Here is a 15,389-nt window from a genome sequence, read left to right as displayed (position 1 = left end):
TCAATTGTGCGTCAAATCGGCTCCAGAGGTGCTGAGTTGAGCATGGTTCCGGTCACTGAGGTTCACCGGGCGGTGCCCTCCAGCCGGTGCGCGATGTGCCGGACGAGCCGCTCCAGATCGGCGCAGTAGACACTGGGATGCCGGAACCCGGTCCCGGGAGCGTACCGGTGGACGTAGTTCCCGCCTCCGCACACCTTCCCCACGGGACAGCCCAGACACTCCTCGGCCAGCGCCCGCTCCCCCAGCTGCCGTGCGGCGACGCCGGGATGGCGCAGGGCGCGGTCGAAGGAGTCCCGAAAGACGTCGAGTCCGGTCTCCGATGCTCCCTCGTACGCCGACCTGAGCGAGTCGACCTGCTCGATCGCGCCGTCCGTCTCGACCACGACGGCGGCCATCGGCGACAGCCCCACGGCCTCGGCCCTGCTGGGCGCGCCGAGGAGCAGCCCGGCGATCTCCTGGAACAGCCGCACGCGCGTGGCGAGCCGTCCCGCGTCCCACCAGCTGTCGAAGACCGCGGCGAGCCAGTCGCCGTAGGGGGTGGGACGGGGGCGGTGTCGCCCCGGGGGCCGCGGGTCGATGCCTGTGGGCGGACGGCCCCAGTTGGCGTGCGGGAGGAGGAAGTCCACGCCGGGCGGGCGCAGTTCGAGCAGCGAGTGGTAGACGTCCAGGGGGTCGGCGGCCAGGTCGATCGTGCAGAGGATGCCGGCGTACGACTCCCCTCGCGCCGCGAGCCGCTCGGCCGCCGCGCGGGCGGCGGGCCAGGCGGGGCGTCCGGCGCGGTCGACCCGACGGGCGTTGTGCGCGGCCCGCCCGCCGTCCAGGCTGAGGCCGACCCGGACCCGCGCGCCGGCGAGGCGGTCGAGGGCCGCGGCGGTGAGGCGGGTGCCGTTGGTCTGGACGGTGGCGGTGACCCGGCAGCCGGCGGGGACGGCCTCCCGTACGGCTCGGGCGTAGGCGATGACCGGGTCGGGGCCGGTGAGGAGGGGTTCGCCGCCGTGGAGTTCGACGCGGACGGCGTCCAGGCCGTGGGTGCGGACGTGCTCGGCGATGCGGTCCGCCGCCTGCCGCATGGTGCGCTCGGACGTGCGGGCCGGGCGCTCGCGCCAGCCGTGGTCGGGGCCCTGGTAGAGGTAGCAGTAGGTGCAGTCGAGGTTGCAGCGGCCGTGCACCTTGAGCACGAACTGCCGGAAGGGGACCGGCCGATGGACCGTCGGGTCGAGGAGGGCGTGCGGCCAGGGTGGGTGAGGGTGCGTCGTCATGGCGCGTCCTCGTAGTGGGCGACGACGGTGGACTCCCCCTCGCGGGTGCGGAGTTCGGCGAGGATCGCGGCCAGTACCGGGTGGTCGGTATGGGTGGGCGGGGCGATCTCCGGGAGGGGTATCGGGATGTCGTCGGTGGGGAGGGTCACTCGTCGGCCGTTCCGGGGGACAGGCGGGAGATGTACGAACGCAGGAGGCGGCCGCGGTCGCGGTCGTCGGTCAGGTGGAGGGCGCGGTCGTAGTCGGCATGAGCCGTCCTGGGCCTGCCTTGCGACTCCCGTGCCTGGCCGCGCCTCATGAGGGCTGCGGCCACCAGCTCGTCGTCACCCGCCTCCTCGGCGAACTCGACGGCCTGGTTGCAGAGGTCGATCGCCTTCTGCAGATGCGCGATGGCCGCCGTCCGCTCGTACAGGAGCCGGGACACGACCGCGCGACTGGTCAGGCTCTGTGCGATGAGCCCCGGGTTCTCGGTGGCGCGAACGGCCTCCGCGAACAGCCAGTCGGCCTCGTACAGATCCGTCAGTACACCGCTCAGGAGGTAGCGCCTCTGGTAGGCGTGTCCCAGGCTCCGGCGCAGCCCCGGAACGCGCGGATCGTCCGGCGGGCACTCGTCCACCGCCCGGCGCAGATGATCGATGCTCCTGGCGATGTCCTCGGCCTCCCCCCGCAGACCGAACCGGACGTGCAGCGCCAGACCGAGATCGGTCAGCACCCCGGGCCGCCGGGGGTCGTCCGCACCGATCAACTCCACGGCCTGCTCCCATGCCTCGACGGCGCGGTTCAGCTGGATCAGCGCTCCGGACCGGTCATGGCGGTCGCGGTAGCTCTTCCCCGCCCGCACCAGGCACTCGAACCTGAGCTCCGCGTCGTCGCCCGCGGCCCGCTGCGCCTGCTCCACGGCGTACAGCAGCAGGCTCTCCTCACGCTCCGGCTGCGGGATCTCCACGGCGGCCGCCACGTCCAGCCAGATCCGGCAGCGCTCGGCGGCCGGCAGCGCGGTCTCGTCCCGGACCGCCTCCATGAGGTCCTCGGCGGCGCTCGCGGCGTCGTCGGCGGCGACCACGGAGTGCTCCTCGTGCCGCCGGGCCAGATCGAGCCAGAGCCGGCCCCGGGCGGCCAGGGCGAGCGGGGAGCCGGACCGCTGGATCCACGCACTCGCCGCGTCGACGGCCCGCCACAGGTGCAGCACCTGCCAGTCCCCGGCGTCGAGGGCGGCTTCGTCCTCGCCCCGGACGCCCGGCCCCGCCTCCGCCACGGCCCGCCGCACACCCGCCGACGCCTCCGCGGCGACTCTCCGATGCGCCACGGCCTCGGCATCGGTGTCCGTGTCCTCCAGTACGGCGGTGAGGTTGCGGTCGGCGAGATACAGCAGCACGGCGGCCGCGTTCTCCTCAGCCCGCCCCGGCTGCCGCAGCGCCCACTCCCGCAGGCTCTCCGGGATGCCGTCGAAGCCGACTCCGCCGGCCCGCACCTCCTGCGCCTGCGTCCAGGACACCAGCCCGAGAACCAGCCGCCCTCGCGCGGTGGGCGCCCGACCGTCGACCGCCTCCCACGCCTGAAGCAGGTCCTCGCCGACGCGCCGCACCCGCCACCGGGTGAGCAACGCGTGGGCCAGCTCCGCGCCGGCGGCGGCCTGCCCCCCGCCGGTCCGGGCGACCGTCACCGCCTGCCGCAGCAGCTCGACCGCGGCGTCGAGTTCCCGGGTGAGCCCCTCGCCGTTGAACCGGGCGAACGCCTGCCGCCCCAGATCGAACAGCTCCGAGGCGTTGTGCCCCGGCCCCACCGCCACCGCCGGCAGTCGCGCGCCGAGGTCCCGCAGCACGTCCGCCGACACCTCGGCGAACGCCCGCAGCCCGGCAGGTTCCCGCTCCCCCGAACCGGTCAGCGGTGCCGCCTGCTCCCCCGGCGGTACCGCGCCCCGCAGGAAGGCCCCCGCCAGCGCGGGGAAGTTGCGCGCGCTGCGCCCGAACTTGCGCTCCACGTACTCGGAGCAGTGCTTGAACAGCAGCTCCACGTCGTCGACCGACAGCCGGGACCGCAGCTCGGTGGCCACCCCCGGCAGGAAGTCGTAGCGGACGGCACGCGGATCGTCCGCGTCCTCCCGCCGCCGCAGCAGCCCGCTCAGCAGCACCTCGGACAGCACGTCCGGCCCGCTCCCGGCCAGCATGGCGTGCTGGACGAGCTGCATCACCGGCAGATACAGCGGCACCGCGGACAGATACACCGCCAGCCGGCGCGCCTGGGAGGACGCAGGGCGCCAGAACGTGCGGACGCGCTCCGCGCCGCTGCGTTCCTGCGCGGCACGCACCGGCGCCGCGGACGCGGGATGGTCGGCCCGCACCCAGCCGGCCGCGGCGGACAGCGACTGTCCCGTGGCGCCGGACACCAGCCGCGCCCAGCCCTCCACCGAGTCCCGGCGCAGCGCGAGCACGGGAACGGGCAGCGCGCCCGTCTGCACCGGCCCCTTCTCGGGCCGGAACCGAAGCGACCCGGCGGGCCCTTCGCGCCGGTGCAGCAGCCCGCGCCGGGCCGGCAGATGGGTGCGCAGCCACATCCGCTGCGGCAGCGGCTGTACGACGGCCACGGGCGCCGTGGCGGCCCAGCGGTGCAGCAGCCGCTGCACGAGGCCGCTGCGCCACATGGGCCCGGCGCAGTCGCTGAGGACCAGGGTGACGCGCCGCCCGGTCGGGTCGCTGAGCTGCTCCGGCGCGTAGAGCGCGGCGGTGGGCTCCGCGGTGGCCGCGCAGCCGGGCCGGCCGCCCTGCGCCTCGTGCAGATAGCGCACCTGCACCTCGCGGAAGGCGCCGGCGCGGGCGCAGACCTGGCGCAGTTCGTCCAGGGCCTGTTGCCACACGACCGTCGAGGTGGAGACGTCCATCAGGAGCAGCAGGCGTGCCTCGCGGCGCCGGTCGGTACGCAGGACGGGCAGGACCAGCCCGGACTCGGCGGCGCGTTCGGCGGTGGCCCGCTCGTCCAGGGTCCGCGGCACCGGTCGTACGGGCGCGCGGTAGCGCTGGAGGGGCCGTAAGCCGCGTTGCAGGGCGAGGGGTTCGGGCAGCGCGGGTGCGGCGGGGACGCGTACCGGGGTCATCCGGGTGCCCGCGCCGTCGCCGCCCGGGCCGGGTGCGAACAGGCGGGCGCCGTCGGGCTGCCGGGGTTCGTCGTCCTCGTCGGGCAGGCGCAGGGACTGCGGTGGGTGCGGGGGCGGCATGCCGGGGAACGCGGGCCGTTCGAGCGCGGGGTCCAGGGGAACCTGGCCGGTCCTGCCTGGCCGCCCCGCGGACGGCGGCAGCCAGCGAGCCAGCCACAGCGCGTCCGCGAGTTCCTCCACCCCGGGTGGGATGCCCGCGTCCCGCATACGCGCGACCAGCGCCGTGAGCACGGGGCTCACGCCGTCGGCGGGGTTGCCGGGAGCGCCGGAGGCCATCGGCTATCGCGGTCCTCGGTCGAGGGGCTGCATCAGCAGTTCCGAGATCTCCTCGCGCCGCTGGCCGGCGTCCCGGGCGGCGTGCTGGGCGAGGAAGATGGCGTTGAGCAGCTGGTCGGTGGGGCGCATCGCCCCGTCCGCCTCGGCCTGGGTGAACTGGTCGACGAGGTCGTGGTTGGTGTCGTAGGCACCCTGTCCGAAGTGCGCCTGGACGAGGGCGGCGAGGCGTTCGTCGCGTGGGGCCTTCAGGTCGAGCGGGATGCAGCGGCGCAGCAGCGCGGCCGGGAACTCGCGCTCGCGGTTGCTGGTCATGACGACGAACGGGAAGGCCCGGCAGCTGACCTGACCGTCCGTCACCGTCACCCGGCGTCCGTCGTCGGTCACGACCCGCACCTCGGGCGTGCGGTCGGCGATCCGCTTCAGCTCGGGGATGGCGAACCGGCCCTCCTCCAGGACGTTCAGCAGGTCGTTCGGCAGGTCGATGTCGCTCTTGTCGAGCTCGTCGATGAGCAGCACCCGGGGCTTGTCGGCGGCGAGCAGGGCGGTGCCGAGCGGGCCGAGCGTGATGTACCGGCCGATGTCCTCGGCCGCGGCCTCGCCGGGCAGCTGGGCGTCCTGGAGTCGGCCGATGGCGTCGTAGCTGTAGAGGCCGTCGCGCAGTTCGCTGCGGCTGACGATCGGCCACTCCAGGACGCGGCCGAGGTCGAGTTCGTAGGCGACGGAGTGGGCAAGCGTCGACTTGCCGACGCCCGGTTCGCCGGTGACGAGCAGCGGGCGCCTCAGATACAGGGCCGCGTTGACGAGTTCGAGGGCGTCGGGGTCCTGGACGGGCAGCGGGACGGTGCGCTCGCCGAGCCTGCGGTGGGTGGAGGAGTCGAGCTCGGGGACCTCGTAGTCGACGGGTTCGGCGTCGAAGTCACGCCAGGGCGGCGGGTCCGGCAGTTCGGCGATCCTGGCCGGATCCGGCTCTCCGATCCCCCGGTAGATGAACCACTCGCTCATGGCGCGCTCCTCGTCGACGGTCGGGGGTGGTCCACGTCCTGGCCGACGGGAGCGTCGTGCGCCCGCAGCGGGCCCCTGGGAACATACCCGGAACAGCCTTGGTAAACGGGCTGTTCCGGCCAGTCCTCGACGGCGTCACAGCGGTGCGTCCACCGGATCGGTCTCCTCGCCGGGCAGGGGCCGGCGAGGGTCGTCGTACAGCAGGGCGAGGGGTTCGGCCCAGGCGCTGTCGGCGCGCTGTTCGCTGATGTCCTGCCGTACGTGCCGCAGCCGGTCGGGGAGTTCGGACAGCGAGCCGAGGGTCTCCAGGAACTTCTCCACGCGCGCGTGGAGCGTGTCGCACTCGGGCGGGCAGGCGCCGCGCTCCGGGTGCGGGCCGATGTGCCACAGCGCGACGGCGTGACCGCCGCCCAGCGCGCGTTTCATGGCGACCCGCCCGGGGCCCTGTCCGGCCGGGCGGCACATCACGGGGATGCGGTCGCGCTCGGCGTCGCGGTAGCCGACGGCGTCCACGGCGCCCGGCGGCGGCATGCGCCAGCCCTGGAAGCGCCGCTCGCCCGTCATGTGCTGCCAGCGGTCGAGCCAGACATTGTCCGGATCTCCCCGGCGCTCGAGGGCGCGCAGCACCAGGCGACGGCGCGCGCCCAGGTGTCCGGGGTCGTTCAGCGCCGCGATGTCCTCGAAGCGCCAGCGGTGTACGGCGGTGTCGAAGTGCTCGGTGGGCAGGGCGACTTCGAGCGGTACGGGATGCCCTTCCCGGTCCTTGGACTCCAGCAGTCCGCCCAGCGGGACGCGCAGCGCCTGGACGAGTTCGTCGGGCCGGCATCCGTGTATCGAGCCGTCCGTCTCGTGGACCTCGGGCAGGCCGTCGCCGTCGTGGTACCAGATCTGCCAGAAGAACCGGACGGGCTGCGAGCCGATCACGGGGTCGAGCAGCAGGGCCACCACGGGGCCCTCGCCGGGGCCGGGGTAGGAGATCACGATCCGCTCCGGCCCGTCGCCGCCCGGGAGCGGCCGGAGCTCGTCGGGCAGGGCGACGTCCCGGACCAGGGCGTGCAGAGGGCGCCGGGTGTCGCGGCGCAGCCGCCGGCCGATCCAGTCCGCGAGGAGCGGGCTGCCGGCGTCGCGCGCGCCGGCGTGGGCCTCGACGAGCCGGAGGTAGCGCAGGAAGGTGAGCGGGTCGAGCGGGGCGGTGCCTTCGTAGAGCAGGCCGTGGCCGTCGCGCCAGGTCCGCAGCTCGGGGGTGCCGCCGGCCCACTGGTTGCCGCTGCGGGCCTCCTTGGCGATGAGGCGGACGGTGGGCTCGTCGGGCGGAGGCGGCAGCGCGGCCAGCAGATCCAGCGCCCGGCGGCGGTCGCGGGGCGTCCACGCCGGGGTCTGCTCGGCGGACGGCCCGTGCTGGAGGTCGATCCAGTTGTCGCCGCTCTCCGACATCGGCTCCTCCCCGTGCCAGCGGTCGTGGGCCGCCATGACCGTGCGGTACGTCGCCCCGAAACGGCGCAGTGCGGCGATCGCGACCGCCTTGCCGCCGTCCTGCTCCTTGCGCCGCGACTTGATCAGCCCGACGACGGCTCCCGTCTCGGGGTCGAGCAGCGGACCGCCCGACATACCGCTGGGAAAGTCGATGTCGGGCTTGATGATCAGCCCGTACGTGTCCTCATGGCCGTTGATCTCGGCGTCCACCATGCGGAAGCGGGCCTCGGGCGGCCCGGGGAAGTAGCCGCAGGCCTTGAGGGCGCCGGAGTGGCGGGCGGCGCGGTCGGTGAGCCACACGCACTCGTGGGGGTGGTCGTCGGGCTCGCCCGTGAGCCGCACCAGAGCCAGGTCCTCGGCCAGCGGGACCTTGGGGCGGCGCGGGTCGGTGATCAGCCACCGCGCGAGCCGGGCCTCGGCGTCCACGTCCTCGCCGCGCACCCGGAACACGGCCTTGTCGTCCGTCGCGAGATGCGGGCGCAGTACGTGGGCGGCGGTCAGGACCCAGCCGGGCGCGACGAAGAAGCCGCTGCCCCAGAGCGGAGTGTCTTTGCCTCCGGTGGGGAGCAGATGGACGGTGGCGGCCCGGACGAGTGCGAAGAGGCGCTCGTTTCGGTCATTCATGCGCCGTGCTCTCGTCGGCCTCCCCCGCGGTCCCGCGGTCGAACTGCCAGGTGAGGGTGACCTGCAGGGACGCCTTGGCCTCGCCCCGGGCGAGCACGGCGACCGCCACGCCCTCCTTGGCGGTCAGCTCCACGCCGAAGGTGATGGCGGCCTCGTGCGGCTTGGCCTGCCGGGCGGCTTCCAGGACGGTGCCACCGACGCCCTTGATCAGCTCGTGGAGCTGCTCGACCTTTGCCGCGGCGGCCTCGGTGAAGCCGACGTCCTCCTGGTCGTCCCAGGCGTCGGCCGCTCCGATCCGGGCGGTGATCACCGTGCCGTCCGGCAGTTCGAGATCCTGGATGTGCGTCATGCCGCTCCCCCCGCCGAGCCCGTGCCGTCCGGTCGACCGACGATGGACGGCGCCCACTTGAACTGCGACGAGGCTAATACCCAGGTGGGTTGCAGGACTACTCGTCCTCCTCGTCGTCGAGCCGTGCCAGCCACGTCGCCAGCCGCTCCACCGGCACCTCGAAGTCCGGGTTGAGATCGACGAACGTCCGCAGCTGCTCGGCGAGCCACTCGAAGGTGACCTCCTCCTCGCCGCGCCGCTTCGCCAGTTCCTCGATGCCACGGTCGGTGAAGTACAACTCTTCGCTCCTGATACGGACGGGACATGCCGTGATACGGCCGGGACAAGCCCCTGGGGCCTTCCCCCTCAGGGTATGCCGTACCGGCTCGCGCGGGCCTCGGCGTCAGTCACGCGGCTGCGTGCAGGCGTACGCCAGCCCCAGCAGCCCGTGCCCCAGCAGCAGCGCGCCCGCCGCGGTCCAGCCGCCGCTGCGGCGTCGTAGGCCCCAGGCCGTCAGGGGCAGGCCGAGCGTGATCTGGGCCAGGGCGAGGGCGCGGATCTGGGTGCCGCCGGCGCCGGGGAAGAGGGCGGCGAGTGTGCGGCCCTCGACGACGTCCAGTTCCGCCCGGAAGGTGTCGCGCCAGCCCGACAACTCGGTCAGGCGGATGTGCGGCCCGCTGCGGGCGACGCTCTGCAGGTGGTCGGCGCTCTCGCCGGGGGTGAGTCCGTCGGGCAGAGCCAAGCCCGCGCGCGTGAGGACGGCGATCAGGCCACGCATGCGTGCCCGGGCGTCGGCCACGGGGTCGGGGCGCGTCAGCTCGTCGAGTGACTGCATGTCGAAAACCGGATCGAGGCCGAGGCGGGCGGCGAAGGTGCGCATGGCCTCGTCCTCGCCGGCCGGGGTGCCGTTGGTGAGCCACACGTAGCCGACGGGGCGGCGGAAGCCGGCGGCGAGGGTGTATCCGGCGCGGTCGGCGTCCCACCAGAGGGCGAGGACGGGCCAGGGCGCGCCGACGGCGAGGGCGGTGGCCCAGCCGGTGAGGACGCGGTCGACCGGCTCGTCGCCGTCCAGCCAGGGCCTGCCCTCGGGGACGAGCACGCTCCATTCCCCACCGGCCGGGGCGAGCAGCATGTCCTCGCGCAGCAGCCGGGCGACGGGGGCGACGGACTCGGGCTCGGCGCGGCAGAGCAGCAGGGCGCCCGGCGCGGGGCGGGCCTTGCTGGCGGTCCGGGGTTCCGTCGGCATGACAACACGCTAGGCCGGTTTGTCCACGTCGCGTGATTTGTGATCACCAGAACGAGTGTCTTGACTTTCGACGTCCGCGATATATCGTGTTTCACGGGGGACGCGATATGGCGCGTGTCGTGTCCACCGCGTTCGGCGTATTCATCGTGCTCATCGCGTTCGGCGTCTTCATCGTCTTCATCGTGTTCGATCCGGCCCGTGCGGCCGTGTCCGGTCGCCCAGGAGGTCCGCAGCATGTCCGAGTGGTCCGTAGCAGAGCCCAGGAAGCTCACTTTCGACGAGCCGGTGAGCGAGCTCCACGTACGCATCGTCAACGGAACGGTGAACGTCGTGGGGACGGACGAAGGTTCCGCCCGCCTGGAGGTCTCCCAGATCGAGGGCCCACCCCTGGTGGTGACCCAGGAGGGCGGCACCCTGTCGGTGGCCTACGAGGACCTGCCCTGGAAGGGCTTCCTCAAGTGGCTCGACCGCAAGGGCTGGCGCCGCAGCGCGGTGGTCTCCCTGGCGGTGCCGGCCGACACCCGCGTCGAGGTGGGCGTGGTCGGCGCCGCGGCGGTGGTCTCCGGGATCCAGGGCCCGTCGGTGGTCAAGGGCGTCACCGGTGACACGACCCTGGTCGCCCTGTCCGGCCCGGTCCGCGCCGACACCGTCTCGGGGAACCTGGAGGCGCAGGCCGTCACCGGCGACCTCCGCTTCAACTCCGTCTCCGGCGACCTCACGGTCGTCGAGGGCTCCGGCTCCGCCGTGAAGGCCGACTCGGTCAGCGGCTCCATGATCGTCGACCTCGACCCGGAGGGTCCGACGGACGTCCGGCTGACCAGCGTCTCCGGTGAGATCGCGATCCGCCTGCCGGCCCCGGCGGACGCGGACGTCGAGGCCAACACCGCGAGCGGCACGATCTCCAACGCCTTCGAGGGCCTGAGGGTGCACGGCCAGTGGGGCGCCCACAAGATCACCGGCCGCCTCGGCAACGGCACCGGCAAGCTCCGGGCGACGACCGTCTCCGGCTCGATCGCCCTGCTGCGCCGCCCGCCGCGGGAGGAGGAGCCGTGGGAGGCGGAGGCATGGGAAACGCCCGAGGCACCGGAGGCCACGGCGGACTCGACGGCCGACCCGGTGAACGGCGCACGGCACAGCGCGGGGGACAATTCCGTCTCCGGCCAGGGCGACCACCCGACCGACGACCAGTCCGACGCTCCACCCCCCGCCCCGGCCGACGGCACGACCGACAAGAAGGTGCTCTGACATGCCTCCCGTCTTCGCCCATGGCCGTCTCCGCCTCTACCTGCTGAAGCTGCTGGACGAGGCCCCCCGCCACGGCTACGAGGTGATCCGCCTCCTCGAGGAGCGCTTCCAGGGCCTGTACGCACCGTCGGCCGGCACCGTCTATCCCCGCCTGGCCAAGCTGGAGGCCGAGGGCCTGGTCACCCACACCACCGAGGGCGGCCGCAAGGTGTACGCCATCACGGACGCGGGCCGCGCCGAACTGGCCGACCGCAGCGGCGAGTTGGCCGACCTGGAGCTGGAGATCAGGGAGTCGGTCGCCGAGCTCGCCGCCGAGATCCGGGCCGATGTGCGCGGCGCGGCGGGCGATCTGCGGCGCGAGATGCGGGCGGCGGCCTCCGAGGCCCGCAAGGGGACCGGCGCCAAGGCGGAGACGCCCTTCGGCGACCTCTCCGACTACACCGACAAGGAGGCATGGCGCGCCGCCAAGGAGGAGATGCGCCGGGCCAAGCAGGAGTGGAAGGAGCAGGCCCGCCGCGCCAAGGACGAGAGCCGGCGTGCCCGCGAGGAGGCGCAGCGGGCCCGGCGCCAGGCCAAGGAGGCTCAGGACCACGCCCGGGCCCAGGCCCAGGAGGAGGTCCAGCGCATCGCCCGCCGGGTCCAGGAACACGTACAGGACCACTTCGCACGCGGCGACTGGCCGACGGGCGTACGGGAGGGCCTGACGGAACTGGCCAAGGAGTTCGGCGACTTCGGCAAGGACTACGGCAGGGAGTTCGGCAAGGAGTTCGGCTTCGGCCGCCAGGGCGGCGCATCAAGCGCCCCCAAGTCGGCGGAGCGCCGGCCCGAGTACTCCGAGACCCCCGAGGACTTCCCCGCCGACTACGAGCCGACGTGGGCCCATGAGCCGCCCGGCGGCGACCCGGCCCGCGACCTGGACCGTCTGCTCGACCGCTTCCGCGACGACATCCGTGACGCGGCACGCGACCACGGCGTGACGCCGGACCAACTCAAGGACGCCCGCCGCCACTTGTCGACGGCGGCGGCCCACATCGGAGCGCTACTGCGCACCCCGAAGCCCTGACGCCACACCCTGGGCGGCCCGGCCGAGCGATGACCGCAACCGCCCAGGGCAGCCGGAGCCGGGGCCGCAGCCGGAGCCGGCGCCGGAGCCGGAGCCGAACCACAACGCCCGGCGCCGGCACACCGCACTGCCCGGCGCCGCCGCACCGCACCGCGGCTCAGCCCGCCTTCGCCTCTCCCTCGCCGTACAGCACCCGGGTGACCGCCTCGTAGGTCACCCCGTGGTCGGCGAGAACCTCGGCGGGCACGCCGGGGCGGCTGGTCAGGGCCAGCAGGATGTGCTCGTCCCCGATGTGCCGGTCCCGACGGGCACTGGCCACCCGCAGCGCCCGTACGAGCACGTCCTTGGCGCCCCTGCTGAAGGGCCGGTGCCTCGACCGTGACCCCTTGCCCTCCCGGTCCCCGGACATCGCCCCGACCCCGTGCACTTCCTCCACCCGGGCGACGATCTCCGCGACGTCGATCCCCAGCCCGGCGAGCGCCTCGGCCTCGGACTGCGAGACCCCTCCCCGCCGCCGAGCCTCGCCGAGCGCCTGCCGTACGGACTCCAGCCACTGCCCGTCCCCGAGCGCGGCGAGCGCGAACGAGGCCCGGCTTCCCTCCCGGTCGAGCAGGGCGAGCAGCATGTGCTCGGCGTCGACGGCCGACGCCCCACCCCGCTCGGCCTGCTCCACCGCACCCGTCACCACGGCACGGGCATCCTTCGTGAACCGCTCGAACATCAACGCCTCCCGTACTTCTTGTGCACGGCCTGCCTGCTGACCCCGAGTTCCGCGGCGATCTCCTGCCAGGACCACCCCTGGTTGCGCGCACTGCGCACCTGGACCGCCTCCAACTGCTCAAGCAGCCGCCGCAGTGCCGCGACGGCCCGCAGCCCGATCCGCGGATCGCGATCTCCCGCCCGCTCGGCGAGATCTGTTGCTTCGGTCATGATGTCAACATAGGTTGACGCACCTACTCGCGTCAACCTCAGTTGACAAACAAAACGGCGGGCTCGGGGCGAACCCCGAACCCGCCGCAAGCGCCGCAAGCGCCGCAAGCGCAGTGGCGAGAACCGTCAGTTGGTGAGCACGATCTTCCCGAACTGCTCCCCCGACTCCATCCGCTCGAAGCCCTCCCGGGCCCGGTCCATGGGGAGCACCTCGTCGATCACGGGCCGCACACCGGTGGCGGCACAGAAGGCGAGCAGATCCTCCAGCTCGTCCTTGGTCCCCATGGTGGACCCGACGATCTTCAGCTCCAGGAAGAAGATCCGCGTCAGCTCGGCGTGCGAGGGCCGGTCACCGCTGGTGGCACCGGAGATGACCAGAGTGCCCCCCGGCTTCAGCGACTTGACGGAGTGCGACCACGTGGCGGCACCGACCGTCTCGATCACGGCGTCGACCCGCTGAGGCAGCCGGGCCCCCGACTCCACGGCCTCGACCGCACCCAGTTCCAGGGCCCGCTTGCGCTTGGCCTCGTCGCGGCTGGTGGCGAAGACCCGCAGTCCCGCGGCCTTTCCGAGCACGATGGCGGCGGTGGCCACCCCGCCCCCGGCGCCCTGCACCAGGACGGAGTCCCCGGGCCGCACCCCCGCGTTGGTGAACAGCATCCGGTACGCCGTCAGCCAGGCGGTCGGCAGACAGGCGGCCTCCGCGAAGGAGAGCTCCTTGGGCTTGGGCAGGATGTTCCACGTCGGCACGGCGACCTGCTCGGCGAACGTGCCCTGATAGCGCTCGGTCAGGATGGACCGGGGTTCCTTGGGACCCACACCGTGACCGCTCTGTCCGATCACGGAGTGCAGGACGACCTCGTTGCCGTCCTCGTCGACGCCGGCGGCGTCGCAGCCGAGGATCATCGGCAGCCGGCCCTCCGGGAGGCCGACGCCCCGAAGCGACCAGAGGTCATGGTGGTTGAGGGAAGCGGCCTTGACGTCGACGGTGCTCCAGCCGGGCCCGGCCTCGGGGGCGGGACGCTCCCCCAACTCGAGGCCGCTCAGCGGCTGGTCGCGGTCGATTCGGGCGGCGTAGACGGCGAACATGGCGTCGACGATAGGTGGCGTTTGCAGCCGACGGAACGGGAGGGGGCTGTGACACACGCCCTCTTGCCAAGGAGTGCTCACCCGAACGGGCGGTTCGGCGGACAAAAGATCGGCGGACAAAAGAATCGGCCCCGCCGAGTGGGCGGGGCCGATCAGAGCCTGTCGACCGAAGCACCGGTCAGCGCCGGGCCACGCCCTCCGCCCGAGCCGCCGCCGCGACGGCCGCGGTCACGGCCGGGGCGACCCGCTCGTCGAACGGCGACGGGATCACGTAGTCCGCGGCGAGGTCGTCGCCGACGACCCCCGCCAGCGCTTCGGCCGCCGCGATCTTCATGCCCTCGGTGATCCGGGACGCCCGCACCTGGAGCGCGCCCGCGAAGATGCCCGGGAACGCCAGCACGTTGTTGATCTGGTTCGGGAAGTCGGACCGCCCGGTGGCCACGACGGCCGCGTACTTGTGCGCGACGTCGGGGTGCACCTCGGGGTTCGGGTTGGCCATGGCGAACACGAACGCGCCCTTGGCCATCGAGGCGACGGCCTCCTCCGCGACCGTACCGCCGGAGACGCCGATGAAGACGTCGGCGCCCTCCAGGGCGGCCTCCAGCGGCCCGGTGATGCCGGCCTTGTTGGTGAAGGAGGCGAGCTCCTGCTTGACCGGCGTCAGGTCCTCGCGGTCGGCCGAGACGACGCCCTTGCGGTCCGCGACGGCCACGTCGCCGATGCCGGCCTCGACCAGCATCTTGGCGATGGCGACACCGGCGGCGCCGGCGCCCGAGATGACAGCCCGCAGCTCGCCGATCGCGCGCCCGCTCAGCCGCGCGGCGTTGCGCAGGGCGGCCAGCGTCACGACCGCGGTGCCGTGCTGGTCGTCATGGAAGACCGGGATGTCGACGCGCTCCTGGAGCTTGCGCTCGATCTCGAAGCACCGGGGTGCCGAGATGTCCTCCAGGTTGACGCCACCGAAGGACGGGGCGAGGCGCACCACCGTCTCGACGATCTCGTCGACGTCCGTGCAGTCGAGCGCGATCGGGACCGCGTCCACGCCGCCGAACTGCTTGAACAGAATCGCCTTGCCCTCCATCACGGGGAGGGAGGCTTCCGGACCGATGTCACCGAGCCCGAGCACCGCGGTGCCGTCGGTGACCACGGCCACGACGGACGACTTCCACGTGTAGTCGTGGACGAGATCGGGCTGCTCGGCGATGGCGGTGCACACCCGCGCGACGCCGGGCGTGTACGCCAGGGACAGGTCGTCCTTGTCGCGGATCGGCACCGTGGCCTGCACGGCCATCTTGCCCCCGCGGTGCAGCGCGAACGCCGGATCGAAGGAATCGAGGGGCTCGACCCCGCCGTCCTGATCGGTATTGCTCCCGCTGCGAGGATTGACAATCTCCGCTGCCACTTTGTCTGACCCCTTAGGTGTTCATGGTTTGAGGGTGGGACCACTTCTGGTGAGAAGTGGGCGGGACCGCGCATGGCCCTGCTCGTTGATACGTACGACGTACGACGTACGGACCCATACGCGACGGGCGCGCCGCACACGCGCCCTGAGCCCCGGATGAGGGGTTAAAGAACCTTCTTACCGGACGGACCGTACCGACGACGAGTCCAATACGTGCAAGATCACATGACGGGAATGGAAACGCCCGCGCCCGGGGACACGAATCAGACACGACCTGACGGCGATACCGGTGTGATTCGTG

General features: G+C 73.1%; 14 protein-coding genes. 2 read left to right on the top strand and 12 right to left on the bottom strand.

The window, feature by feature from the left end:
* Nucleotides 1–62 precede the first annotated feature (62 nt).
* The 8 genes from OG254_RS32730 to OG254_RS32695 form a co-directional block, all read right to left on the bottom strand.
* Nucleotides 63–1,259: an FxsB family cyclophane-forming radical SAM/SPASM peptide maturase gene (locus tag OG254_RS32730; protein WP_405588922.1), complete on the bottom strand. Its 1,197-nt coding sequence runs from the start codon at nt 1,257–1,259 to the stop codon at nt 63–65.
* Nucleotides 1,256–1,408, bottom strand: coding sequence for a hypothetical protein (locus OG254_RS32725; RefSeq protein ID WP_405588919.1), 153 nt, complete (start codon nt 1,406–1,408; stop codon nt 1,256–1,258). The genes OG254_RS32730 and OG254_RS32725 overlap by 4 nt, the downstream gene beginning before the upstream one ends.
* Complete coding sequence (locus OG254_RS32720) at nt 1,405–4,686, bottom strand: SAV_2336 N-terminal domain-related protein (protein ID WP_405588916.1); 3,282 nt, start codon at nt 4,684–4,686, stop codon at nt 1,405–1,407. Before OG254_RS32720 ends, OG254_RS32725 begins: the two co-directional genes overlap by 4 nt.
* A gap of 3 nt (nt 4,687–4,689) precedes the next feature.
* Nucleotides 4,690–5,688 carry an AAA family ATPase gene (locus OG254_RS32715; protein WP_405588913.1) on the bottom strand — a complete coding sequence of 333 codons (999 nt, stop codon included), beginning with the start codon at nt 5,686–5,688 and terminating at the stop codon, nt 4,690–4,692.
* A 135-nt stretch (nt 5,689–5,823) separates the two neighbouring features.
* Nucleotides 5,824–7,785, bottom strand: coding sequence for a trypsin-like peptidase domain-containing protein (locus tag OG254_RS32710; RefSeq protein ID WP_405588911.1), 1,962 nt, complete (start codon nt 7,783–7,785; stop codon nt 5,824–5,826).
* A complete protein-coding gene (locus OG254_RS32705; RefSeq protein WP_405588908.1) occupies nt 7,778–8,134 on the bottom strand; it encodes a CU044_2847 family protein in 357 nt (118 codons plus the stop codon). Before OG254_RS32705 ends, OG254_RS32710 begins: the two co-directional genes overlap by 8 nt.
* 97 nt (nt 8,135–8,231) lie before the next feature.
* Nucleotides 8,232–8,411, bottom strand: coding sequence for a DUF6104 family protein (locus OG254_RS32700; RefSeq protein WP_351192079.1), 180 nt, complete (start codon nt 8,409–8,411; stop codon nt 8,232–8,234).
* A 105-nt stretch (nt 8,412–8,516) separates the two neighbouring features.
* Entirely contained in the window at nt 8,517–9,359 is an 843-nt protein-coding gene (locus OG254_RS32695) for a hypothetical protein (RefSeq protein WP_405588905.1), read from the bottom strand.
* Between the two features lie 234 nt (nt 9,360–9,593).
* Here OG254_RS32695 and OG254_RS32690 point away from each other — a divergent pair, with 234 nt between their 5' ends.
* Together OG254_RS32690 and OG254_RS32685 are read left to right on the top strand one after the other, a co-directional pair.
* Entirely contained in the window at nt 9,594–10,604 is a 1,011-nt protein-coding gene (locus OG254_RS32690; RefSeq protein ID WP_405588902.1) for a DUF4097 family beta strand repeat-containing protein, read from the top strand.
* 1 nt (nt 10,605) lies between these two features.
* Nucleotides 10,606–11,667, top strand: coding sequence for a helix-turn-helix transcriptional regulator (locus tag OG254_RS32685; RefSeq protein WP_405588899.1), 1,062 nt, complete (start codon nt 10,606–10,608; stop codon nt 11,665–11,667).
* Nucleotides 11,668–11,824: 157 nt separating this feature from the next.
* Here the strand turns inward: OG254_RS32685 and OG254_RS32680 are convergent, their stop codons facing one another.
* The 4 genes from OG254_RS32680 to OG254_RS32665 all read right to left on the bottom strand — a co-directional run bounded on the left by OG254_RS32680 (nt 11,825) and on the right by OG254_RS32665 (nt 15,088).
* A complete protein-coding gene (locus OG254_RS32680; RefSeq protein ID WP_405588896.1) occupies nt 11,825–12,388 on the bottom strand; it encodes a Clp protease N-terminal domain-containing protein in 564 nt (187 codons plus the stop codon).
* Nucleotides 12,388–12,597 (bottom strand): helix-turn-helix domain-containing protein, encoded by a 210-nt coding sequence (locus OG254_RS32675; protein ID WP_030952466.1) that lies wholly within the window; start codon nt 12,595–12,597, stop codon nt 12,388–12,390. The genes OG254_RS32680 and OG254_RS32675 overlap by 1 nt, the downstream gene beginning before the upstream one ends.
* 126 nt (nt 12,598–12,723) lie before the next feature.
* Nucleotides 12,724–13,686 (bottom strand): zinc-binding dehydrogenase, encoded by a 963-nt coding sequence (locus OG254_RS32670; RefSeq protein WP_405588893.1) that lies wholly within the window; start codon nt 13,684–13,686, stop codon nt 12,724–12,726.
* Nucleotides 13,687–13,864: 178 nt separating this feature from the next.
* Entirely contained in the window at nt 13,865–15,088 is a 1,224-nt protein-coding gene (locus tag OG254_RS32665) for an NADP-dependent malic enzyme (RefSeq protein WP_351192091.1), read from the bottom strand.
* Nucleotides 15,089–15,389: the final 301 nt, after the last annotated feature.

This window comes from Streptomyces sp. NBC_01092 (assembly GCF_045039535.1).
In the GTDB taxonomy this organism is placed as follows: Bacteria; Actinomycetota; Actinomycetes; order Streptomycetales; family Streptomycetaceae; genus Streptomyces.
This window is presented reverse-complemented; position numbering and strand designations above follow the sequence as displayed.